This window comes from Spirosoma pomorum (assembly GCF_054776615.1).
In genome coordinates, this window is record NZ_BAAHBP010000003.1 from 200071 (window position 1) to 221232 (window position 21162).

Genomic DNA, 21162 nt, shown 5'->3' on the forward strand with positions numbered 1-21162 from the left:
TGGTGATGAAACTGGCCAGACTTTTTTTAATAAGTTAGCGGGCAAGACAGCGAGAACATGGCACGACAAGACCAACAGATAGAATACATCATCAATCAGCAGGCATACGAAAAAGCCTATAGCAGTTTGCCGGAACAGGGAACGGATAACCAGATCGCCCACTCTACGAAAGTAGTAGCCAAGCAGTACCGCCTGAACGTAAGCAATACCGTTCACGCGGGTAAATGGTCCATGTGGGCCATCAGCGAAGAGTCGTTCGAATTCACCTGGCAGAATGGCACCTGGCAACCGCCCCACAACCTGGTTGTGCTGAAGTGAGCCGATCGGGAAACCGTCGTAGTCAGATAAATACTTTATCATATGGTAGGGGGTACGGAGCCGTGAAGTATATCTTTACGGCTCTATCTGCAGCATAGGCTTCTCTATTCTGTTCAACCACAACCATGCGAATGATGAAAAAATACGATCTGTTTCTATGGGTTGCTTTACTGGGCTTTCTGGGCACGAATACCACTCACGCGCAATCGTTCTACAAGAATAATTATTGGTTGGGGGTGGGGCTTGGGAAAAGCCAGTTTCCCAGTGGGATGATGGCCCTTGGTTACGAATTTGCCAACAAGCCAACTCAGCTGATTGCCCGTTACGTGGTTAACGGGGAAATCTTTTCGGATCGCCAACCAGGTACCAGCGTAAATGAGTTGGGATTGCTATACGGGCTACGGGTAAACAAATTTCGGTTCTCCGCCGGGCTGAGTGGAGTCTGGGGGACCAACCGGGGTATGTTTCTGTTTGCTGATCCTGATCCACTTATTTACGGCAGTCAGGTCTACGAACGAATTCGCTATAAGACGATCGGCGTACCAGCGGAAATCCGATTTATTACGTCGACAAAGGACGTTGGCATCGGGGTAACCGGCTTCGGGAACATGAACGGCAAACGCTCTTTTATTGGCTTGAACCTTTCCTTGTACGTCGGTAAGATGAAATAAGCTGTCCTGACAGTAGGTAATTTACCGACCCAGCCAGTCTTTGAATTCAGTCAAGCGGTGTATGCTGACAAAGATTTCCTGTCGGGTAGAGGGCTGTAGATCCAGTTTTACTTTCCCCGCTGAGTACGTCTGGATATTCCGTAAGGCGCTACGGGCGACCAGAAACTGCCGGTTGACCCGAAAAAACTGCGACGGATTCAGCAGCCCCGCCAACTGATCGAGGCTGTAGTCGAGCGGTAGAAACTGTCCTTCTTTGGTCATCAGAAACGTGGCTTTCTCTTCCGAATAGAAATAAGCAATATCGACGGTTTCTACGCTGCGAATTCGGGTGCCGATGCTGACCATAAATCGCTCTTTGAACGTTGGCGCTGGCTCCCTGAACTGCTGCATTACGTGCATGAGCTGCGTCAGATCCGGGCTGGTGGTTGAACTTCGTAACGTCCTGTATTTATTGAGCGCGTTGACCAGTTCGTCTTCGTCAACCGGTTTGAGCAGGTAATCGATGCTGTTAACCTTGAACGCCTTGATCATGTACTCGTCGTAAGCCGTCGTGAAAATGATCGGTACGGTTAGATTGATCTGATCGAAGATCGAAAAAGCCAGCCCGTCTTCCAGATGAATATCCATCAGCACCAGATCGAGTCCCGGCGCCGGGCTGTTGCTTTGCTTGGTAAACCAATCGACGGATTCGCGCACCGACGGGAGTTGGGCCAGTACCTGAATGGATGGGTCGTAGTTTTTCAGCATCCGTTCAAGCTGGCGGGCCGAGCGAGCTTCGTCTTCGATGATAAGTACGTTCATGGGTAAAGAGTGAAAGAGCGAAAGAATGAAAGAGCGATGGTTGACATGTGAAACCGTTTTCGGTAAGGAGCGAAGTCATCCGGATGGTATCGCTCTTTCATTTTTTCGCTCTTTAAGTTAAAAGGGGAATGTTTACGACAAAGGAATTTCCCCCCTGGCTGACCGTAACCGGTTGGTCAGTGAGAAGGGTATAGCGGTTGACAATGTTCCGGAGGCCTACGCCGGTCGACGGTTCGGGCTGGTCTCTCGCCTGAATGGGATTTTCGACAACCAGCCAGTCGCCCTGCGTGTAGATACGTACCAGAAGCCGCTCCTGAAGCGACATGCGGTTGTGCTTCACCGCATTTTCAACGAGTAGCTGTAACGTGAGTGGCGCAATCCAGCACCGGAGCTGGTCTTCCGGGGGAACGTCAATCTGCACCTCGAATTTATTCTCGAACCGAATCTGGAGCAGGAACGTGTAAGCCTGAATAAAGTCTAGTTCGGTTTTCAGAAGCACCTTGTCATGATCACGTTGTTCCAGAATGTAGCGGTACGCTTTGGACAATCGTTTGATGAACTGCTCGGATAGGTTAATGTCCTCGTGAATAAGGGAGGTCAAAATGCTCAGGCTGTTGAAGAGGAAGTGCGGGCTTAGCTGATTTTTTAACGCTTCAAACTGGCTTAGTAAGGCTTCTTTTTCCAGTCGCTCGGCCTTCAACTGGACATCCCGTAACTGCTGAAACGCCCGCATGCTGATGGTCAGGTAAAAAGCGGAGAGCATGATGATAACCGAAAAAACATTGTGCGCGCGTTGTATATATATGAGTACTTCGGGAGTAAACGGCGACGGCTTTGCCGGCTGCGTCGATGGCGGCCAGATTTGGTGGGCGATAAACGCAATACCGCCAAGAACCCAGTGAAGCAACTGAATAAATAGAAGGGCCAGCAGGAGCGACACAACGAAGGTTATCAGAAATGATTTGCCGTTGAACGCCATCAAAAAATCGTTACCCAGGTGACGACTTAATTGCCGCTGACACCAATCTGCTGCTGTAACGCTGATGTAGAACAGAACCAGGTTGATGAGTAAAAAGACGGCAACGAAAGGCAGAATACGAACGATGGCGGACCAGTTGCGGGCCGAATCCGGTAGATTAACGTATAGTAACAAAGGCGCGAAAAGACCCAGTAGGTACAGCGCGATCTGCCATCGCTGAAACGCGGTAAGACGGTTAGGCATAAATCTGGTCCGAGCGTGACATCACCCGTCAGGGGAGTTTGTAAACGTGAAAGCGTACTACTGGCATTCGACTACTCACAGGCAAGCGTCGAAACCGGTATGGGTACCGGCTTCGACGAGCAAGTTATGAGGAAGCAAGCGATTCGCCGGACTACTGTTGGTCCTGAACAACGAAGCTTGTGTTGGGATCAGCCTGTACCACAAATGTTTTGGTTCGTGTCTCATGGTCTGTTGTTAGCGTTAACTGATATGTTCCTGTTTCCAGGCTGGAGATGTCGAACTGTTGCTGTAATCCTTTCTGAAGTGATACCGCAGTCTTGTAAAGAACACGGCCATCAGCGTCCCGAATCGCCAGATTAGCCTTGTCCTGAACCGGCTGAACATACAGCTTGATTTTATGATCGGTCGTCATAACCAGGCGGGTTGAACGGGCTTCCGGGGCAGAAGGGGTAACATCTGATGAATTAGCGAACGATGTGGTTCCGGCTACCAGACCCAGCATCAACATAAGTACTTTTTTCATGGCTTGTATTGGTTGTTTGTTTTCTCGTTTGAGCGATCCGGCGGCCTGACTATCTGTTATTTCGTCGTTTCGATGAGTCAAAGTTGCACGGACAAACACGGGCCTGAAAACCAAAGACGATGAGCGTTCGAGTTGGCTGGATGAATGTATTTTTTGGGGGATGAATGATGGACAGGAATACGTCTGCTTGTCGGATTTTCCTGTTGTTCTAATCAGAGCGTGTAGTTAGAACAACAGGAACACAACCTTTTGGGAGACAGAGTAACAGCGCAAAAGAGCTTCTGCATGAAAAGAATCGGAATCATCCTGGGTTTTATCTGGCTCTGCCAGGTTGGTTTCGCCCAAACGACGATAGATATGGTCCTGGAAGGGAAGACCAACGGGCAAACCTATCTGGAATACGTTGATCGCTTCGGCAATAACCAGCTAACGATTTTAACGCCTTCTCATCGAAAGGTACAGTGGTCAACCGACCAACCTATCTTCTTGCGGGATGCTGACTACCGAAGTCAGGCTATGTACTTCCTGACGCCTGGGACATCGTATACCTTAACCAAAGGAACCAACCGCTTTCTGACGGCAAAAACGTCGGCGCGTGAGGTCGACGCCGTCGCGAACTGTCACCAAATTTACCTGGCGGCTCAACCGGCCCAGGAAGGTGGCTATGAGCACTTACTGGGTCCTACTTACAGTAAGCTCACATTTGCGCAACGGGCTGATCGACTACGGGAGCGTTACCAAAGTCGCCTGGCTTTTCTGAACCAGTACGCCCAGCAGCAGCACGTAAGTTTGCCGCAATTAAGCCCCTGGAAGGACTACTTTTTTTACCAGTATATCCGTGGGTTACTGTTTCATAAGCCAGCTCAGATTCCCCGCGATTCAGTTAACAAGTACGTCAGTTTTTTTCAGGATGACACTAAACTTTACATTCCTGACTATCGAGCCGCTGCTACACGTTTAGCTCAGGTCATGAACAGTGACCCGTCGGGTACGATCAACTTTTCGGCTGCGTACCAGTCCGCCAACCGTTCATTGACCGGAGCTACCCGCGATTACGTACTGTTCGGTCTGATGAAACTCCTGAGTCAGTCCAAACAGGATAAATTACCGAATCCTGACTTTGACCTGGCGCTGGCTACCCGCCTGCTTCCGCAATTCAAAATTGACTGTCAGCAGGCATCGTACGTTCAATACATTGACGAGTTGATCAATGTGGCCACGGCAGCGCGCAAACCCGTTCCGAACGAGACGAAATTACGTGATGCGTCAGGAAATTCGCTAACCTGGAACGAGTTATTAGCCGCTCAGCGCGGACGCGTCGTCTACGTGGATTTCTGGGCGAGTTGGTGTGCACCCTGCCGGGCCGAGTTGCCCGCGTCGCACCAGCTACGTAACGCGTTGCCTGAAAAGAAAGTAACGTTCGTTTACGTGTCAATGGACGAAGATCCTAATGCCTGGTCAAACGCCGTTCGACAGGTTGGTCTGGAACAAGCGCCCAGTTATCTGCTGACCAACTCGTTTCGATCAGCCCTGGCTAAGCAGTATCAACTGAAAGGGATTCCCCGATACGTGTTGTTCGATCGGAAAGGCAAACTGGTTTCGGCCAATGCCAAACGACCCAGCAACAAATTGCTGCGGGCTGAACTGGAGCGTCTGATGGAATAGAAACTGCGGAGCTATTTCGTAACCGAGTAACCGATATCGGGCGAGATCTGACTTGCCTGTTTACGAGCAAAATTATCCGTTTTGCCAAAGTCCAGCCTACCTTTGCTTACCTACCGACCTCCTACAATTTATGGACGCTCTGGACGATACCGATAAAAAACTTTTGCGCCTGCTCCAGCAGGACGCCAAGCTGACTACGAAAGAGCTAGCTGCTCAGCTGGGACTAACGCTCTCGCCCGTTTATGAGCGAATCAAACGGCTGGAAGGACTCGGTTTTATCAAGCAGTACGTAGCGGTGCTGGACAAAGGCATGCTGGGTCAGCCAATCACCACCTTCTGCCAGGTGTCGATGCGTTACCACGACAAAGCGTTTATCGACAAATTTGAGGAGGAAGTGCAGAAACTGGAAGAAGTACAGGAATGCTACCACATGGCCGGTCAGGTTGATTTTCTGCTCAAAATCCACGTCGGTAGCCTGAGCGATTACCATGATTTCGTGAAGTACAAACTATCCCAGATCGAGAACATTGGCGTGCTCAACAGTACGTTCGTCCTCAAAGAAATCAAACACAATCTGGGGTACCACATTCCCGAATAAGGCATCCGTTACACATTGATGCGGGGCAGCGACCAGTTGTTGCGGATGGCGAGCAGACGAAAAATGGTGATCGTGCCAGCCGAAACGATAAAGTTCAGTGTGGGATCGATCTGCATCGACCAGCCAATCTGATAAACAATGACGCCAGCCAGGCAGGGCGTAGCATACAGCTGCCGGTCGAAAATAACCGGCAAATCGTTGACCAGCGTATCCCGAATAACCCCGCCGAAGAGCGCTGAGATGATACCCAGCAGCATAGCCGCCCAGTTGTTAACGCCGTGAGCCAGCGCTTTTTGCATCCCGAGAATGGCGTAAATGCCAATTCCTAACGTATCGAACAGCAGTAAGGGACGGTGCAACAATCCCAGCCACCACTTCCGGCAAAAGACGGCCACGACAACGCTGGCGATGATGACGATCAGGTAATTGGGGTCCCGAATCCAGGCAATTGGGTGCGCTCCCATGATAATATCGCGAACCGTACCACCGCCGATGGCCGTCAGAAAAGCGACGAAGAATATACCGAACAGGTCGTGGTACATTTTCTTGCGCAAGGCCGAGAGGGCGCCTGAAATAGCAAAAACACTCGTGCCGACTAAGTCGGTCAGATACCAGATGGTCATAGCGTACGAACACCAGCTTAGGATGTTACGCGCAAAAATAATGGAGATGCACCGCGTACTTAGCCCCCAGCAAAAGAAAGCAAAAGAGTCGATCAGCCGATACGCAATAAAAATTTCTGCATAATTGATGTATAGATGCTTTGTGCCGTATATTTAGCTTACTAAGTGTTTATTTGCATCTGTAAAATTTTGATTTACGTATGAAATGTAGAATAAATTTACTCGTACTGGTTGTCCTGATGCCGATATTGGTATTTGGGCAGGCAAAGAAAACTAAGTCGACCGATAGCCGGCTCGACAAGCTCAAAGCCGAAGCCGTGGCCGCCGTCGAATCCAATAAAGTGCAGGCGCAGCAGATTAACGATATGCTGTTCAGCTTCTCCGAACTGGGCTTCCAAGAGGAAGAGTCGTTCAAGTATCTGACGGATCTGCTCGAAAAAGAAGGCTTTACGGTGCAGAAAGGTATTTCGGGTATTCCGACAGCCTGGATCGCCACCTGGGGATCGGGCAAGCCATTAATTGCCGTTGGTTCCGACATCGACTGCATTCCAAAAGCGAGCCAGAAACCCGGTGTCGCCTACAAAGATCCGATTGTAGAAGGTGCTCCCGGCCACGGAGAAGGGCATAACTCCGGCCAGGCGCTCAACATCGTGGCGGTGCTGGCGGTCAAAAAACTGATGGAGCGCGAGAAGATTCCCGGTACGTTAATGCTCTGGCCCGGTGTGGCCGAAGAATTGGTCGGAACCAAAGCTTTTTACGTTCGGGACGGGTATTTTAAGGATGTTGACGCCTGCATTTTTACCCACGTCGGTAACAACCTGGCCGTGTCGTGGGGAGACAATGGGAATAATGGACTGGTATCCGTCAAATTCAATTTCGAAGGACAGGCGGCTCATGCGGCCGGGGCTCCCTGGCGCGGACGTAGTGCCCTGGACGCGGTCGAGCTAATGAATATCGGCTGGAACTTCCGGCGCGAACACCTGGAGTTAACCCAGCGCTCGCATTACGTTATTTCAGACGGGGGCGACCAGCCAAACGTTGTACCGTCGAAAGCGGCTGTCTGGTACTACTTCCGGGAGCGGACGTATCCCAAAATCAAAAAACTTTTCGAAACGGGAATCAAAATAGCCGAGGGGGCCGCTCTGATGACCGACACGAAGTTTACCTACGAAATTCTGGGGTCGGCCTGGCCCGTACACACCAATCGCCCGATTGCGGCCGCGATGTACGACAACATCAAGAAAGTAGGACTTCCGGCCTGGTCGGACGAGGATCAACTGCTGGCGCGTGCTTCGCAGCTCGAATTGCAGGCTCCCAAAATGGAGGGACTGGCCATGAAACTGGATTCGGTCGGCTTACCAACGTCGTCAGCCCCCGTCGTGATGATGGGTGGCCAGGCCATGACGCCGATGGGTGGTGGCTCGGACGACATCGCGGATATTTCGTGGTCATTGCCGACGGTGGTATTACGTTACCCCAGTAACATTCCGGGCTTACCGGGTCACCACTGGGCAAACGCTATTTCAATGGCCACACCCATCGCCCATAAAGGAATCGTGGCCGGGGCCAAGGCCGAAGCCATGACGCTGCTGGATATGCTGATGAAACCCGAGATCATCAAAGAGGCCTGGGCGTATTACAAAGACGAACAGACGAAAGATATCAAGTATGAGCCACTTATTACGTCGAAAGAAAAGCCCGCGATCTACCTCAACCAGAAGATTATGGCTGAGTTCAAACCGAAGCTGGAGCCGTTCTATTATGATCCGGGCAAATACAAAACGTACCTGGAGCAGCTGAAAATTACGTACCCAACCGTACGGGATGATCAGCGGGAAGCGGTAAAAAAACAGATAGCCAAAGAAAAAGCGACGGCCTCTAAGATTTCCTCCTCGCGGTCGGGCGAGTAATAGTTTAATTAACCAACGCACAAGCGCAGCGACAGGGCGAGTTTTCGCATTTTGTTGTTGCGCTTGTGTGTATAATAACGTGAATAGAGGAGTGATTCGGGCTCGAAAGCCAGAAAATGAAAGAGGGTACCAGCAGCGCCGGTACCCTCTAAAGCCAAATTATCTATGAGTTAGTATTAAAAATTGGGATTCTTGGTCGCTACGCTGGAGCTGGAAGGGTTCAGTACGGCCTCGTCGGCGGGTACGTCCCAGTAGTCCAGAAAGTTGTAGTTGATCGTTACGTTCTTGTTAACGGTTCCCGACGACGTAACGACGGTGTTGCCGTAACTACCCCCGCCGTTAGCGATGTCGTAGGTCCAGCCCCAACGACGGCTGTCGTAGTAGGCCAGTCCCCGGCTGAACAGCGCCGTGCGCCGTTCTTTCGTCAACTCCGTGAGGGCTTTTGCCAGCGTCAGGCTGGTACCTGCTACTGCCGCCACTCCAGCTCCCTGGTACGAACGAACAGCGTCAACCGATTTTAGGCCCGTTTCGATAGTACCCAGGCGCATGTTGGCTTCGGCCATCATCAGGGTGTTCTCTTCGTAACTACCGGCAATAAACAACTCGTAAGCACCTACCGTCCGGCTACCATACGAATATACCCCGGAAGCCCCATTACCCCCATCAATTAGGTTGTAACGTGTCGTGTAGATGTAGTTGTTTTTGTACGTAGTGGCCGTGTTGAAGTTGTTCGACAGACGCTTGTCGCCTGAGTTGAAATTCTGAACAAACCGTTCGCTGATTTTGAACGTCGTTCCGCTATTTGGCCCCGTCGTCAGCGACGCCACTGTGCCGCCGGTTGCCGAGAAGAAAGAGTTAGCTTTTGTGCTACGTCCCGTAAAGACCTTATCACCCGACTGGATACCGTTGGTAGTTAAGGTGAGTACGTTATTCCAGTCGGCGGTTGTCATAGCTGTCGCCGACGATTTAGTGATTGTTGCACTGGGATTACCTTTGACAAAAGGGGCTAGCTTGTTAACCAGGATGTTCCGCGCCAGCATCGTGTTGATGTTCCGCTTCCACATGTCTATCGTCAGGACGCCACCGTTGCCGACCTGGTTAGCCGATGGAATCAGCTCACCTAGTACCGTTTGGTAATCACTGGCGCTGGAGATGCTGCCCAGCGTTGTGGCAGCCATGTTGAAATACGTATTCGACTGGTTAATGATCGCATCATGCTGTACATAGTTCCCATTCATTGTACTCGCTGCGTCATTAATCAGGCCGGCGTAGTACATCGAGCCAATTGATGCGTAGGCGTAGCCCTTCCACCAGTAGCACCACGCCTTGACCGTATTGGCCCGCGAGGTGGCGTCACCGCCGAACTTAATGCCATCGACCAGACTCAAAACCTGGTTACAGGCGTTGTTCAGAGCGTACATGTTCAACCACTGGTAATACAGCGGATTGTTGCCCGCCCCAGTAGCCGCCCGGCTGTTGTACGACCGGATAATGCCAATCTGCGGAGACGAGTTCGTCAATTTAGTGCCGTCGTCCAGAATGATGTAGTCGGGCTGGCCAATGGTGGTCACCTGGTTATTCGACGCGTCGGCACCGACCATGTCTGCCATTAGTTCGCTGTACCCCCAGGGCAGGGAGAAATAGCTATCGCCCAGCCAGCCATCGCCGTTGGCGAAGCCGTTGATGTAGACAGCGCCCTGGGCGAAATCAATCAGCCCGGTTTCCGTATTGACGTTGGCCGAAACCGTGGGGGCGTTTGGGTTGCCGACATCCAGTTGATCTTTGCAGGAAACGGCGCCCAGCAGTAAGGTTGTCAAACAAACGGTGGTAAGAAATTTAGTCGTATTTCCGAGTTTCATGGATGCAAAAGAGTTGAATGATTAGAAGCCGATGTTCAGACCCACCTGGTACGATTTCGTATTGGGTAGGGTACTGTGGTCGACACCCCGGTCGAACGACGAGTTGGACGAACCCGAACTGATTTCCGGATCATAGCCGGTGTACTTGGTCCAGGTCATGATGTTCCGGCCCGTCAGCACCAGCTGGCATTTGTTGAGGTAAGGCAGCTTAACCACTTTAGCCAGGTCGAAGGCCAGCGAAATATTACGTAGCCGGACGAAGGAGGCATCTTCCAGGAAGAAATCTTTGGTCGCGTTGTTGCCAGCGCCCCGCAGGCTGCCCCAAAGACCGTAGTAAGCACTGGACCAGTAGGCCGTATAGGCGCCCGTTTTGCCGTCGATGGTGACAGGCTTGCTGAAATCACCGCTGATACCGTCGCGGTACATCCACTCTTTCGTCTGGTTGTAGAGGTGGTTACCGTATACCCAGTCAAACTGGAAATTCAGGGTCAGGAAGTTCCGGAAGCTGATACCATTGATGAACGACGCATTGAATTTTGGGTTGGGGTTCGCCAGTGGGTATGTTTCGTTCGTGAACTGAATCTGGTACGTTCGCTTATCAACTACCCGCCCGTCCACGAGGGTATAATTGCCTTCGTTGGCCGCCGTAATGTAGCGCTGTCCTTCCTGGTTGGTATAGTCCAGGCTCGTTAGCGCCTTGTAGCCGTAAATCTGGCCGATTTGCTGACCAGGCGTCAGTACTAGTGCCGTACTGCCCGCGTTTGAGGTCAGGATGATATCGGCCCCGCCCGAAATGGCATCGATTCTGGAAATCTGGTGGCCGAAGTTCGTCGTGAAGTCCCAGGTCAGGTCACGGGATTTGTAGATGGGCAGCGACAAAGAGAACTGAACCCCGTTCGACGACATATTGATAGCGTTGGTTAGTTGTCCCGTCGAACCAGTGGAAGGAGGGGCGCTGACCGTGTAAATTACGTTTTCGCTCTTGCGCTTCCAGTAGGTGAACGAACCCGATATTGAATTCAGCCAGGTCCGACCGGAAGTACCACCAATCGTGAAGTCTGTCCCCATTTCCAGCTCTTTCGAGACCTCTACTTTCAGATTTGGATTGTTGTTGGTCATAGGAACTGAGTACACCAGCGAGGTGCCCAGGTTTTGCTGACTCAGCACGGGGTACCGATCAAATGCACCGGGCTGAATACCCGCTTCGCCGTAAGCCGCCCGCAGTTTGAAGTACGGAATAGCGTTCGTGATGGTGCTGTTCTTGAAGAAGGACAGGGGAGCAATGTGCCCGTCGAAGTGCGGAAAGGTGAACGGGGTCGAGCCGCCACCGAACGCCGACGACCAGTCACTACGGAAGCCCGCGGTGATACCGCCGTAGTCGCCAAAATCAACTTTCTGGTTAACTAGATAGCCGTATGTGACGAACGGACGAACGTAATCCAGAGCTACTGCCTGCGTTGACGTAGCTTGGATGTTGTAGGGCGGAGCCGTCCCTAGGCCTAGACCATACGTATCGTACTCGGTGTATTTGTTCTTTCGGTAGTCGAACGAAACCTGCGTGCTGGTCTGAATAGGAAGATTGATGTGAAAATCATTCTGGAAGTCAGTCCGAATGTATGCCGTGCCCAGAAAATTCTGGAAGGTCGTGCTGTACTGCCAGTTATCAATTTCGCCTTTGTTGTCTGGCGCATAATAACTTGAATACGTGTTGTAGTAAGCCGAGTTGGTATTAGTCGACTGATTGTAGTACGTCCATCGTGCGTTCTCGTTCCGATAGTTGATGCCGTATTTGGCATCCAGTTCCAGGAATTTGTTGACTTTATAGTTCGCGTCAAAATTCTGGAGAACGTCGATTTTATTATCGATCCCGTCCGTGTATTGTAGATTATAGTACGGGTTGCTGGCGTTTATGCTGACAAAGTCGGCACGCTGAATGCGCGGGTAGTTGCCATCCGGCAGCTTTGCCGTCAGATCGAAGAATGGCGAGGTGTTCAGAAAACCATAGACCGAACCAATGTTGCCCAGCGAGTTACCCTGACCGTAAAGCGGACCACCGGCTGCACCGAGGCCAGGTTTCAGGGTATTCTTGGTATAAACTAATTGCGTCGTCGACCGGATCGTAAAGCCCTTAAACAGTTCCGTTCCCAGGTTGGCCGAGAGGTTGCTACGGTCGATATAGCCGTTCTTCAGAATTGGCGTAACGTTATGGTTGTTGGCAACCGAGATGTTGAAATCGCTTTTCTCCGAAGCGCCCGAAATATTTAGCGTATTATTGGTCGTTGTTCCGGCCTGAAATACCTGTTTGAAATGGTCGTAGTACTTCAGGTTCGCGTCATAGGCCTTGCTGGCGTCGTTACGAATGTCCTGGATGGCGTAACGCGTGGCACCACCGTACTGGTAGGAAATCCCCGTCAGCGAACCCAGATCGTTCACCGATAAAACTTTGCCCGTGGCATCAACGATGTTATTGTTGGCGTCGGTCAGGTACGGGTGCCGATCGGCTTTGTGCACGTTGCCCGTATTAAGAAATTCATTCGTCGAGAAGCTGGTCGTATAGTTAACCGACACGCGGCCTTTCTTTCCTTTCTTGGTAAATACCTGGATAACCCCGTTGGCTCCCTGCGCGCCGTAGATTGAGGCTGATGCCGCGCCCTGGGCTACTTCAATCCGGTCTACGTTGCTCAGATCGAGTGAGTTGATGTCCGTGGCGGCCACCTGCACTCCGTCGACCATGATCAACGGTTTGGTACCGCCCTGCACGGAGTTGATACCACGTAACAGAATGTTGACCGGATCGCCGGGGTTACCGCTGACCGACGAAATCTGCGCGCCCGGAATCTTACCAATCAGTGCCTGGTCGATAGAAGCCTGGGGTGTCTGGGGCAGATTTTTGCCAGATACGCTTTCAACGGCGATACCCAATTTGGCTTTGCTAGTTTCGACCCCACTACCGGTCACAACAACCTCTGTAAGCGTCTGCGAATCGGAAACCAGGCTAACGTTTAGTTCGGATTCGTTACCGATTCTGATTTCCTGCGTTTTAACGCCCACATAGCTGAATACCAGTATGGCGCCTTTAGCATCCGGAATGGTTATATCATAAATGCCGGCGGCATCGGTAGTGGCCCCCCGGTTAGACCCTTTGATGACAACGGACACACCAGGAAGGGGTGAATTGTCCTCGGCTGAAGTAACTTTACCAATAATTCTTCGCCCCTGCGCCCAGGCATTGATACCGCAGAAACACAGCAAGAGCAGACTCAGGAATAAAAACTTCCTCATAAGCTTACCAATAATTTAGTTAGGTTAGAAAGAAGATCAGCAGCCGATAGAAAAAGCGAAGATTTAGATTTTCTTTTTTTGCTGATCAGAATATCATTTGGTATTAATGATACTTTGTCAAATATATGGTATGTAAATGATGTAAATACAAGTGATATTTACTTTTAATTGCATTTTAAGTTTTTAAAAGCGTAAGTATATAATCTAAGTATTTATCTGCTCTGGATGGTAAGGTTCGCTAGTTTGTTATTCGGATTAGCTTGGCTGATTTCTGGGCAGCAGTAACCTCATGACCTAAGTCCAGATGATGCTGGTCTATCATCCATTGAGTAATGCCTATGAATACGCACCAAACAACCTGCTGCATTGTAGGGGGCGGCCCCGCTGGAATGATGTTGGGCTTTCTGCTGGCTCGGGCGGGAGTAGCCGTTACCGTGCTGGAAAAACATGCCGATTTCCTGCGCGATTTCCGGGGTGACACCATTCACCCATCGACGCTGGAACTGTTGTATGACCTTGGTCTGGTTGATGAATTTCTTCGACAGCCTCATCAGGAGTTGCACCGGGTCAATCTGGCATCAGGGCCGCGCGTTGTGCCAATCGCCGAGTTTTCGAGCCTGCCGGTTCACAAGCAGTTTATTGTCTTTATGCCGCAGTGGGATTTTTTGAATTTCCTCAGCGCAAAGGCAAAAGCCTTCCCCTCATTCACGCTCCTGATGGAAACCGAGATGACCGATTTGCTCTGGTCGGGCGATCGGCGTACGGGCGTCGTCGCCAACGGGCGAGGTCATAATTAACGCCGACCTGGTTGTGGGTACCGACGGGCGGCATTCACGGGTGCGCGAGAAGGCGAAGATGACCGTACAAGATTTTAGGGCTCCCATTGACGTATTATGGATGCGCATTATGGATGCGCATTCCCAAAGATCCAACCCTGACCGAACAGGCGCTGGCGTACGTGTACGACGGGAAATTTATGGTGCTCATCGATCGGCACGACTACTTTCAGGCTGGCTATCTGATTCCGAAAGGGCAGTTCGAAAGGGTCAAGCAGCAAGGCTTACCGGCGCTTCAGGAAAGTATTCTGAAACTTGCCCCCTTCGTCGGTGAGCACGTACGGGAGCTGGATACCTGGGACAAAATCAGTTTACTGACGGTTAAGATTGATCGACTGATAAGATGGTATCGGCCGGGTTTGCTATGCATTGGTGATGCCGCTCACGCGATGTCGCCCGCCGGGGGCGTTGGGGTAAACCTAGCCATTCAGGATGCTGTAGCCGCAGCTCGCTATCTGGCGGGACCCTTACAGAAGGGGAACGTAAACGAGTCGGTATTCGAGCGTATTCAACGGCGTCGTCTATTTCCCGTGCGCATCATCCAACGGGCGCAGCTAGTTGCTCATCGGTATATCGCCAACGCTACTGGTGGGTCAGTTCCACCGGTTGTGTTCTGGTTGCTGGGACATGTGCCCGCGTTACGTCGGTTGATCGGGCGTATGGTTGGCATGGGGCCACGTCCCGAGTTTATTCAGGATCGACGCATTCAGCGGTAAGAGCAGGAAAAACTCGATAGGCAACGCTACTGGAAGAATGATAAAATAATATCAGTTTTCGCGAAGGTGGCACGACAGGGATCGGGGAGGTTCGCGTATTTTTGGTTGAATCGCTTTCCTGACCTAATTACTGCCTACCGATGCCAAAACAACTACGCTTGAGTCAGCTGCCACTAGCACTGGCGGCCAGTATTACGTTGCTGACGAACCTGTCGACAACTGCGCAGCCCCAGCCCGCGCCACTGGCTACCATCAATCCGCAGACCAGCGATGTGCATTTCCTGATGACGCAGTATGGCGCCGATCGGGGGAGTCTGAACCGGTTTTATACCATCGAAAACTCACCCGAGCGTCGGGAACGGTTTCAAAAACTGAACACCGATTATCTACAGCAACTTCAGCAACTGAAGTTTAATCAGCTTTCCGTCGATAGTCAGGTGGATTACGTCCTATTCCAACGCACCATTCAGGTTGATCAACGGGAATTGGCCGATGAAGCTGCTGAAGTTGAAAAGACTAAAGCCTGGTTTCCGTTTGCCGACAAGTTCTACGCGCTGGAAAAATTACGTCGGCGGGGAACGACTATGAATGGCGAGCAGGTGGCCCGCGATCTGACGCAGTGGGGCCGCGACATTGCCGAAGCACGTAAAGCAACAGAGAAGCTGGATAAGATCGACCCGGCGCTGGCGCAACGGGCCGAAGGCACGGCCAACGGCCTGCGCTCGGCGCTGAAAAGTGTTTATGAGTTCTACAACAACTACGATCCCCTATTTACGTGGTGGGTGCCGGAGCCGTACCGCAAAACCGATAGCCTGCTGGCAGGTTATGCCGCTTTTTTTGCTAAAAAGGCAAAAGTCCCACCACCGGTCAAAGACGATGGTAGCGGTATTGCCGGGGTAGCCGTTGGCCGCGATGCGTTGATGCAGCAACTGGCTTTTGAATACATACCGTACTCCCCCGAAGAACTGATCGAGATCGCCAATAAAGAGTTTGCCTGGTGCGACCGCGAGTTGCTGAAAGCGTCGCGCGAGATGGGGTTTGGGGAGAATTGGAAAGCGGCCCAGGAGAAGGTAAAAAACAGCATCGTGCCGGTGGGCAAGCAGCCGGAATTGATCCTGCGGCTGTACAATGAGTCGATTGCGTTTCTTAAGCAGAAAGATCTGATCACGATACCTCCCATTGCCGAGGAAACCTGGCGCATGAACATGATGTCGGCCGAGCGGCAGAAAGTAAGTCCGTTCTTCCTGGGGGGCGAAACGATCCTGATTTCGTACCCGACGTCCAGCATGTCGCACGAAGACAAGCTGATGAGTATGCGGGGCAACAATCCCCATTTTTCGCGGTCAACGGTGCATCACGAACTGATCGCGGGGCACCACCTCCAGGGCTTCATGAACAATCGCTACAAGACGTACCGGCGCTTTCGAACGCCATTCTGGACCGAAGGATGGGCGCTCTACTGGGAGATGATACTGTGGGACATGAACTTCCCGCAGTCGCCCGAAGATCGGGTTGGGATGCTGTTCTGGCGGATGCATCGCTGTGCCCGGATTATTTTCTCGCTCAATTACCACCTGGGCAAATGGGGGCCGCAGCAGTGTATCGATTTCCTGGTGGATCGGGTAGGGCACGAACGGGCCAATGCCGAAGGGGAAGTGCGTCGGTCGTTCGTAGGGGGATATGAGCCACTCTACCAGCTGGCATACATGACGGGTGGCTTTCAATTTTACGCCCTTAAAAAAGAACTGGTCGATAGTGGTAAAATGACTTACAAACAGTTCCACGACTCGATTATGCAGATGAACTCGATGCCTGTCGAACTGATCCGCGCCATCCTGATCAATCAGCAGCTCGACCGGGATTTCAAAACAAAATGGCGTTTCTATGCTATCGACGGAAAGAAATAACGCGTTATCTGACGGCCATGCATGACTGAAATTAGTTGCAGTAGATGCAGCTGGATAGGCACTTAGGAAACTCTCTGCTTATTTTTGTGGCTATAGAATAGCGTCTCTAGTGCAGGAGACGCTGACCCGGAAGCAAACGAACCGATGAATTTCTTACGTATTACTTTCCTGACAGGCCTGTTTTGTTGTTTGACGAGTCTTTTGTGGGCGGCTAAGGTGGATACCGTCGCTACGTACAGCGAGTCGATGAAAAAGAACATCAAAGCCGTTGTGATAACCCCCGACAGCTACACCAATGCCCGTGAGTTGCCCGTAGTTTACCTGCTGCACGGGTACAGCGGTAATTACGCCGACTGGATCAAGAAAGTACCCGCTTTGCGCCAGGCGGTTGATACGCAACAGCTCATTGTCGTTTGCCCCGACGGGAACTACTCCAGCTGGTATTTCGACAGCCCCATTGATTCGACGTCCCGCTATGAAACGTACGTTGCCCACGAGCTGGTGAACTGGATCGATAGTCGCTACAAAACCATCCGCAATCGAACGGGGCGGGCTATCACGGGCCTCAGCATGGGCGGTCACGGGGCGCTGTACCTGGCCTTTCGCAATCAGGATACGTTTGGAGCCGCTGGGAGCATGAGTGGGGGCGTCGATATACGTCCGTTTCCCAACAACTGGGATATTGCCAAACGGCTGGGACCGTACGCGAAGGAACCCGAAAACTGGGAACGGAATACGGTCGTAAACATGCTTTATCTGCTGACGCCAAATGCGTTATCGCTTATTATCGACTGCGGAACAGGCGATTTTTTCTATCGAGCCAACACGAACCTGCACGAGCAGTTGCTGGAACGTAACATTGCCCACAGCTTCATCAGCCGACCAGGGGTTCACGACTGGAATTACTGGAGCAACGCCGTCATGTATCAACTCCTGTTTATGCGACATTTTTTCGAGCAGCCAACGATCAAAAAGTCGTGATAGAAAAGAAGTTGAAGCGTTTGTCTGTTTATCAGAAACTGGCGAGAAAAGGAATTTTATACTTAGGAATGCTTTATAGCCTAATCGGTTGTTGGGGCGTAAATCCGTTTGGTGTTATTGATGAGTCCTACTACAAACCCACTAAAGAAAAGCCAACAGAAGACGACTTGGTAGGATTATGGAAATTAAATCGTTTCTGTTACTCGTTCATAAAAGAGCAAAACGTTTACCCTGTCGACTCGATAACCTTGTCTATTCGGTCAAACGGAACGTTCAAAATAATTAATCTACCAGACCTGGTTGCCGATGACTTTGGGCATCCTATTAATGGTAAACTAATGGATGCGACTGGAACATGGGAAGTTGACTCGACCAATTCAAATGCCCCAACAGAATGGGGACTTCAACTGATGTTTGATAAAAGAGATCTTCAAAAGGCAGGAATCCGTAAACCCGGCTTAAATATCGAATATCAGATTTACCAAGTGAATAAATCGCCGGTACTTTTCTACTTTATTGGTGATCCCGATAATGGCAAGACGTTAGTATTTGAGAAACGCTAAAAAATCAACGCTCAGACCGAAAGAGAGGTAACGGTTTGAAAAATCTAACTTCTACTTCTTACCAGTAGGAGAGGTGCCGAGTAGAGTCTGGCCTACAACACGTTGCGAGTTGATCCGTCTACTTATATTGAGTAATTCATAAATAATCTGGTAGGTCTTTTTTTATTGGTGAGTTATTCGCCGAATCGCTAACGTTACGAAAGAGGTTTGTGGATAGGCCAAAGGCAGGTTTGATCGAATCAGGTTTGGGATGAACAGCTTTGATCGAGTAGTCAGGCGATTTACTCAATGTGTTTTTTGCCTGGCCGTTCGCGCTGATTGAAACGAAAGCCGAAATGCCGGCGAGGAGTACAACTGATAGAAACCTGTTCATAAAGCTAATTTTACGTTTTCGTTCCAGATAGATTTTGGGTTCGAGAGTACGCCATCGATTGGTAATACTACTACCCACTATTGGCACTGATAAACGGTTGCACAAAGTTAGTTTTAGTCAACTACTGATGCGGTTAGCTAGTCGCAAACTGTACTTGTGATACCACTAAGGTAGGCAACTCGATTATTCGTTAATCCAGATTTTTCTGGTTTTGACTATCAGGCTAGAAATAGCCGCGATTAAGGGTTACGGACGATACAATTTCGATGGGTAAAACCGTTGTTGGGGAAATGGATTTCCTCTATGCGGTTCTTCTACACCCTCACCTTTCTTGGCTTGTTGTTTACCCTGTTGCTAAAGCCAACTGTCAGTCAGGCAACCCACGTACGGGCCGGGGAGATTACAACCCGACGGATATCCGCGACCTCGCTGACTTACGAAATTACGTTTACCGCTTACTTTGACGAAAACAAGGGAAAGCCAGCGGCCGACGTCGCCAATGACTACCTGATCTGCTTTGGGGATGGAACCTCAACGCGGGTGAGCCGATTGCCCCGGCGTTATATCAACGGCCGTACCTCATCCATCAACGTCTACCGAACGACTCATACCTTTCCGGCGGCCGCGCCCTACACGATTTCGGTCACGGTTGTCAACCGTAATGCGGATACAAAAAACCTACCTCCAGCCTCCCAGTCATTTAACATTAGTTTTTTCGTTTCGACGACGATTCTCATTAATGCCCAGCTGGGCCTGAACTCGACGCCTGTCCTGCTCAACCCGCCCCTTGACTCGGCCCGCGTGGGCCAGCGCTTCGTCCACAACCCGGCCGCCTTCGACGCCGATGGCGACAGCCTGGCCTTCCGCCTGAGCGTGCCAAAAGAAGGACTGGGCGAAGATTGTCCTCGTAATCGACCTATTTCGGTCTACCAGGACCCGACCCGCTTTAGCCGCACCAGCGAAGCTGGTGGCACACCGACCTTCTCGATCAACCCCCGCACCGGTGAGTTGGCCTGGGACGCCCCCGGCGAGGAGGGCCAGTTCAACTTCGCCTTCATCGTCGAAGAGTGGCGCAACGGCGTGCTCATCGGCGAGGTCACCCGCGACATGCAGATCATCGTCGTCGACCAGCCAAACCGCCAGCCCGTGCTGGCCCCCATCCCCCCCATCTGCGTCGAGGCCGGCACCCTGATCCGACAGGCCGTCTCCGCCACCGATCCCGACGGTAACCGAGTCATCATCAACGGCTTCGGGGGCGTCTTCAACGTGGGCCAGGATGGCCAGCCCCTGCCCGCGGGCGAACTTATCCAGCCCGAGTACGCCCGCCTGGTCAACGGGGGCGTGGCGATCAACCAGCCCGGCACGGCCACCTTCACCTGGCAGACCAGCTGCAACCACATCCGCCAGCAGCCCTATGATGTTACGTTCAAGGCCAACGACGTACCCGGCGGCCGAGCCGTCTCGCTGGTAACTTTCCAGACCTTCAGCATTCGCATTGTGGGGCCCTCCGTCAAAGGACTACAGGCCCGCCCCACAGCCTCGGCTGGCAGTCGGGCCGTGCAGCTCAACTGGACGCCCTACAGCTGCGCCCCCCGCTACGGATCCGACACCACCCGTCTGGTCATCTACCGACGCCAGGGTTGTGAACCGGTGACGATCGAACCCTGCGTAACGGGCCCACCGGCGGGCTACCAACGCGTTGGCACCACATCCGCCAGCGCCACCTCCTTCATCGACACCACCGCCCTGAGCCGGGGCGGGGCCTACTCCTACGTGCTGGTGGCCGAGTACCCCGACCGCAACGGCGGCAACAATGGCGGGGCCAGCGTCTCCTCCACCAACGCCTGCGTCGAGCTGCCCCTGCTGGCCCCCGTCCTTACCCAGGTCACCGTCGACAGCACCGGCCCCGAGGCCACCCGCCGGGGCCAGATCACCGTCCGCTGGACCCGCCCCCTGGGTTTCAATCCCGCGGATCTGGGCGGTCCCTACCAGTACCGTTTGCAGCGGGCCACGGGCCTGGCCGGGGAGAATTGGACCACCGTTACCACCATCAACACCACCCTGCAGGCCGGGGCACCCGACACACTCTACGTAGACCGGGGCAGCTCGACGACGGCCCTCAACACGGTGGCCAACGCCTACCGCTACCGCGTCCAGTTCTTCTACACCGCCCCCAACGGCCAGCTCACCCAGTTGGCTGACGTGGCCGATCCGGCCTCGAGCGTGCGCTTGTCGGTGAGTCCCAGCCAGGGCCGGATCAGTCTGAGCTGGCAGGCCAATACGCCCTGGAGCAACGAGAACCGCACCCACGATA

General features: G+C 52.1%; 18 protein-coding genes and 1 pseudogene. 10 read left to right on the forward strand and 9 right to left on the reverse strand.

Annotated features, from left to right (window positions below; all coding sequences use genetic code 11):
- Positions 1 to 57 precede the first annotated feature (57 nt).
- Together ACYVAD_RS08930 and ACYVAD_RS08935 are read left to right on the forward strand one after the other, a co-directional pair.
- On the forward strand, positions 58 to 318 hold the full coding sequence (locus ACYVAD_RS08930; protein WP_461139153.1) for a hypothetical protein: 261 nt from the start codon (positions 58 to 60) through the stop codon (positions 316 to 318).
- A gap of 134 nt (positions 319 to 452) precedes the next feature.
- Positions 453 to 989, forward strand: a complete 537-nt coding sequence (locus ACYVAD_RS08935) for a hypothetical protein (protein WP_461139154.1) — start codon at positions 453 to 455, stop codon at positions 987 to 989.
- Between the two features lie 21 nt (positions 990 to 1010).
- Here the strand turns inward: ACYVAD_RS08935 and ACYVAD_RS08940 are convergent, their stop codons facing one another.
- The 3 genes from ACYVAD_RS08940 to ACYVAD_RS08950 all read right to left on the reverse strand — a co-directional run bounded on the left by ACYVAD_RS08940 (position 1011) and on the right by ACYVAD_RS08950 (position 3535).
- Complete coding sequence (locus ACYVAD_RS08940) at positions 1011 to 1790, reverse strand: LytR/AlgR family response regulator transcription factor (RefSeq protein WP_461139155.1); 780 nt, start codon at positions 1788 to 1790, stop codon at positions 1011 to 1013.
- A gap of 112 nt (positions 1791 to 1902) precedes the next feature.
- Positions 1903 to 3012 (reverse strand): sensor histidine kinase, encoded by a 1110-nt coding sequence (locus ACYVAD_RS08945; protein ID WP_461139156.1) that lies wholly within the window; start codon positions 3010 to 3012, stop codon positions 1903 to 1905.
- Positions 3013 to 3163: 151 nt separating this feature from the next.
- The gene (locus ACYVAD_RS08950; RefSeq protein ID WP_461139157.1) at positions 3164 to 3535 is read right to left on the reverse strand and encodes a T9SS type A sorting domain-containing protein; all 372 of its coding nucleotides are present in this window, start codon (positions 3533 to 3535) and stop codon (positions 3164 to 3166) included.
- A 285-nt stretch (positions 3536 to 3820) separates the two neighbouring features.
- On the opposite strand from ACYVAD_RS08950, the gene ACYVAD_RS08955 reads away from it, so the two are divergent.
- Complete coding sequence (locus ACYVAD_RS08955) at positions 3821 to 5200, forward strand: TlpA family protein disulfide reductase (protein ID WP_461139158.1); 1380 nt, start codon at positions 3821 to 3823, stop codon at positions 5198 to 5200.
- Positions 5201 to 5330: 130 nt separating this feature from the next.
- A complete protein-coding gene (locus tag ACYVAD_RS08960; RefSeq protein WP_176569296.1) occupies positions 5331 to 5798 on the forward strand; it encodes an Lrp/AsnC family transcriptional regulator in 468 nt (155 codons plus the stop codon).
- Positions 5799 to 5806: 8 nt separating this feature from the next.
- Here the strand turns inward: ACYVAD_RS08960 and ACYVAD_RS08965 are convergent, their stop codons facing one another.
- Positions 5807 to 6421, reverse strand: coding sequence for a trimeric intracellular cation channel family protein (locus ACYVAD_RS08965; RefSeq protein WP_461139159.1), 615 nt, complete (start codon positions 6419 to 6421; stop codon positions 5807 to 5809).
- Between the two features lie 200 nt (positions 6422 to 6621).
- On the opposite strand from ACYVAD_RS08965, the gene ACYVAD_RS08970 reads away from it, so the two are divergent.
- Positions 6622 to 8331 (forward strand): amidohydrolase, encoded by a 1710-nt coding sequence (locus ACYVAD_RS08970; RefSeq protein ID WP_461139160.1) that lies wholly within the window; start codon positions 6622 to 6624, stop codon positions 8329 to 8331.
- Between the two features lie 176 nt (positions 8332 to 8507).
- Here the strand turns inward: ACYVAD_RS08970 and ACYVAD_RS08975 are convergent, their stop codons facing one another.
- Positions 8508 to 10190: a RagB/SusD family nutrient uptake outer membrane protein gene (locus ACYVAD_RS08975; protein WP_461139161.1), complete on the reverse strand. Its 1683-nt coding sequence runs from the start codon at positions 10188 to 10190 to the stop codon at positions 8508 to 8510.
- Positions 10191 to 10211: 21 nt separating this feature from the next.
- Entirely contained in the window at positions 10212 to 13472 is a 3261-nt protein-coding gene (locus ACYVAD_RS08980) for a SusC/RagA family TonB-linked outer membrane protein (RefSeq protein ID WP_461139162.1), read from the reverse strand.
- Positions 13473 to 13810: 338 nt separating this feature from the next.
- Between ACYVAD_RS08980 and ACYVAD_RS08985 the strand changes: the two genes are divergently transcribed.
- The 5 genes from ACYVAD_RS08985 to ACYVAD_RS09005 all read left to right on the forward strand — a co-directional run bounded on the left by ACYVAD_RS08985 (position 13811) and on the right by ACYVAD_RS09005 (position 18475).
- Entirely contained in the window at positions 13811 to 14269 is a 459-nt protein-coding gene (locus tag ACYVAD_RS08985) for an FAD-dependent monooxygenase (RefSeq protein ID WP_461139163.1), read from the forward strand.
- A 113-nt stretch (positions 14270 to 14382) separates the two neighbouring features.
- Positions 14383 to 15024 (forward strand): FAD-dependent monooxygenase, encoded by a 642-nt coding sequence (locus tag ACYVAD_RS08990; protein ID WP_461139164.1) that lies wholly within the window; start codon positions 14383 to 14385, stop codon positions 15022 to 15024.
- 140 nt (positions 15025 to 15164) lie between these two features.
- The gene (locus ACYVAD_RS08995) at positions 15165 to 16931 is read left to right on the forward strand and encodes a DUF885 family protein (protein WP_461139165.1); all 1767 of its coding nucleotides are present in this window, start codon (positions 15165 to 15167) and stop codon (positions 16929 to 16931) included.
- A 144-nt stretch (positions 16932 to 17075) separates the two neighbouring features.
- Positions 17076 to 17912, forward strand: a complete 837-nt coding sequence (locus tag ACYVAD_RS09000) for an alpha/beta hydrolase (RefSeq protein WP_461139166.1) — start codon at positions 17076 to 17078, stop codon at positions 17910 to 17912.
- Positions 17909 to 18475: a hypothetical protein gene (locus ACYVAD_RS09005; RefSeq protein ID WP_461139167.1), complete on the forward strand. Its 567-nt coding sequence runs from the start codon at positions 17909 to 17911 to the stop codon at positions 18473 to 18475. Before ACYVAD_RS09000 ends, ACYVAD_RS09005 begins: the two co-directional genes overlap by 4 nt.
- A 136-nt stretch (positions 18476 to 18611) precedes the next feature.
- On the opposite strand, the gene ACYVAD_RS09010 is transcribed toward ACYVAD_RS09005, so the two are convergent.
- The 3 genes and pseudogenes from ACYVAD_RS09010 to ACYVAD_RS09020 form a co-directional block, all read right to left on the reverse strand.
- Positions 18612 to 18848, reverse strand: coding sequence for a hypothetical protein (locus ACYVAD_RS09010; protein ID WP_461139168.1), 237 nt, complete (start codon positions 18846 to 18848; stop codon positions 18612 to 18614).
- Positions 18849 to 19544: 696 nt separating this feature from the next.
- A complete protein-coding gene (locus ACYVAD_RS09015) occupies positions 19545 to 20246 on the reverse strand; it encodes a hypothetical protein (RefSeq protein ID WP_461139169.1) in 702 nt (233 codons plus the stop codon).
- 120 nt (positions 20247 to 20366) lie between these two features.
- Positions 20367 to 21162 (reverse strand): annotated as a pseudogene (locus ACYVAD_RS09020) (hypothetical protein); the annotation flags it as partial.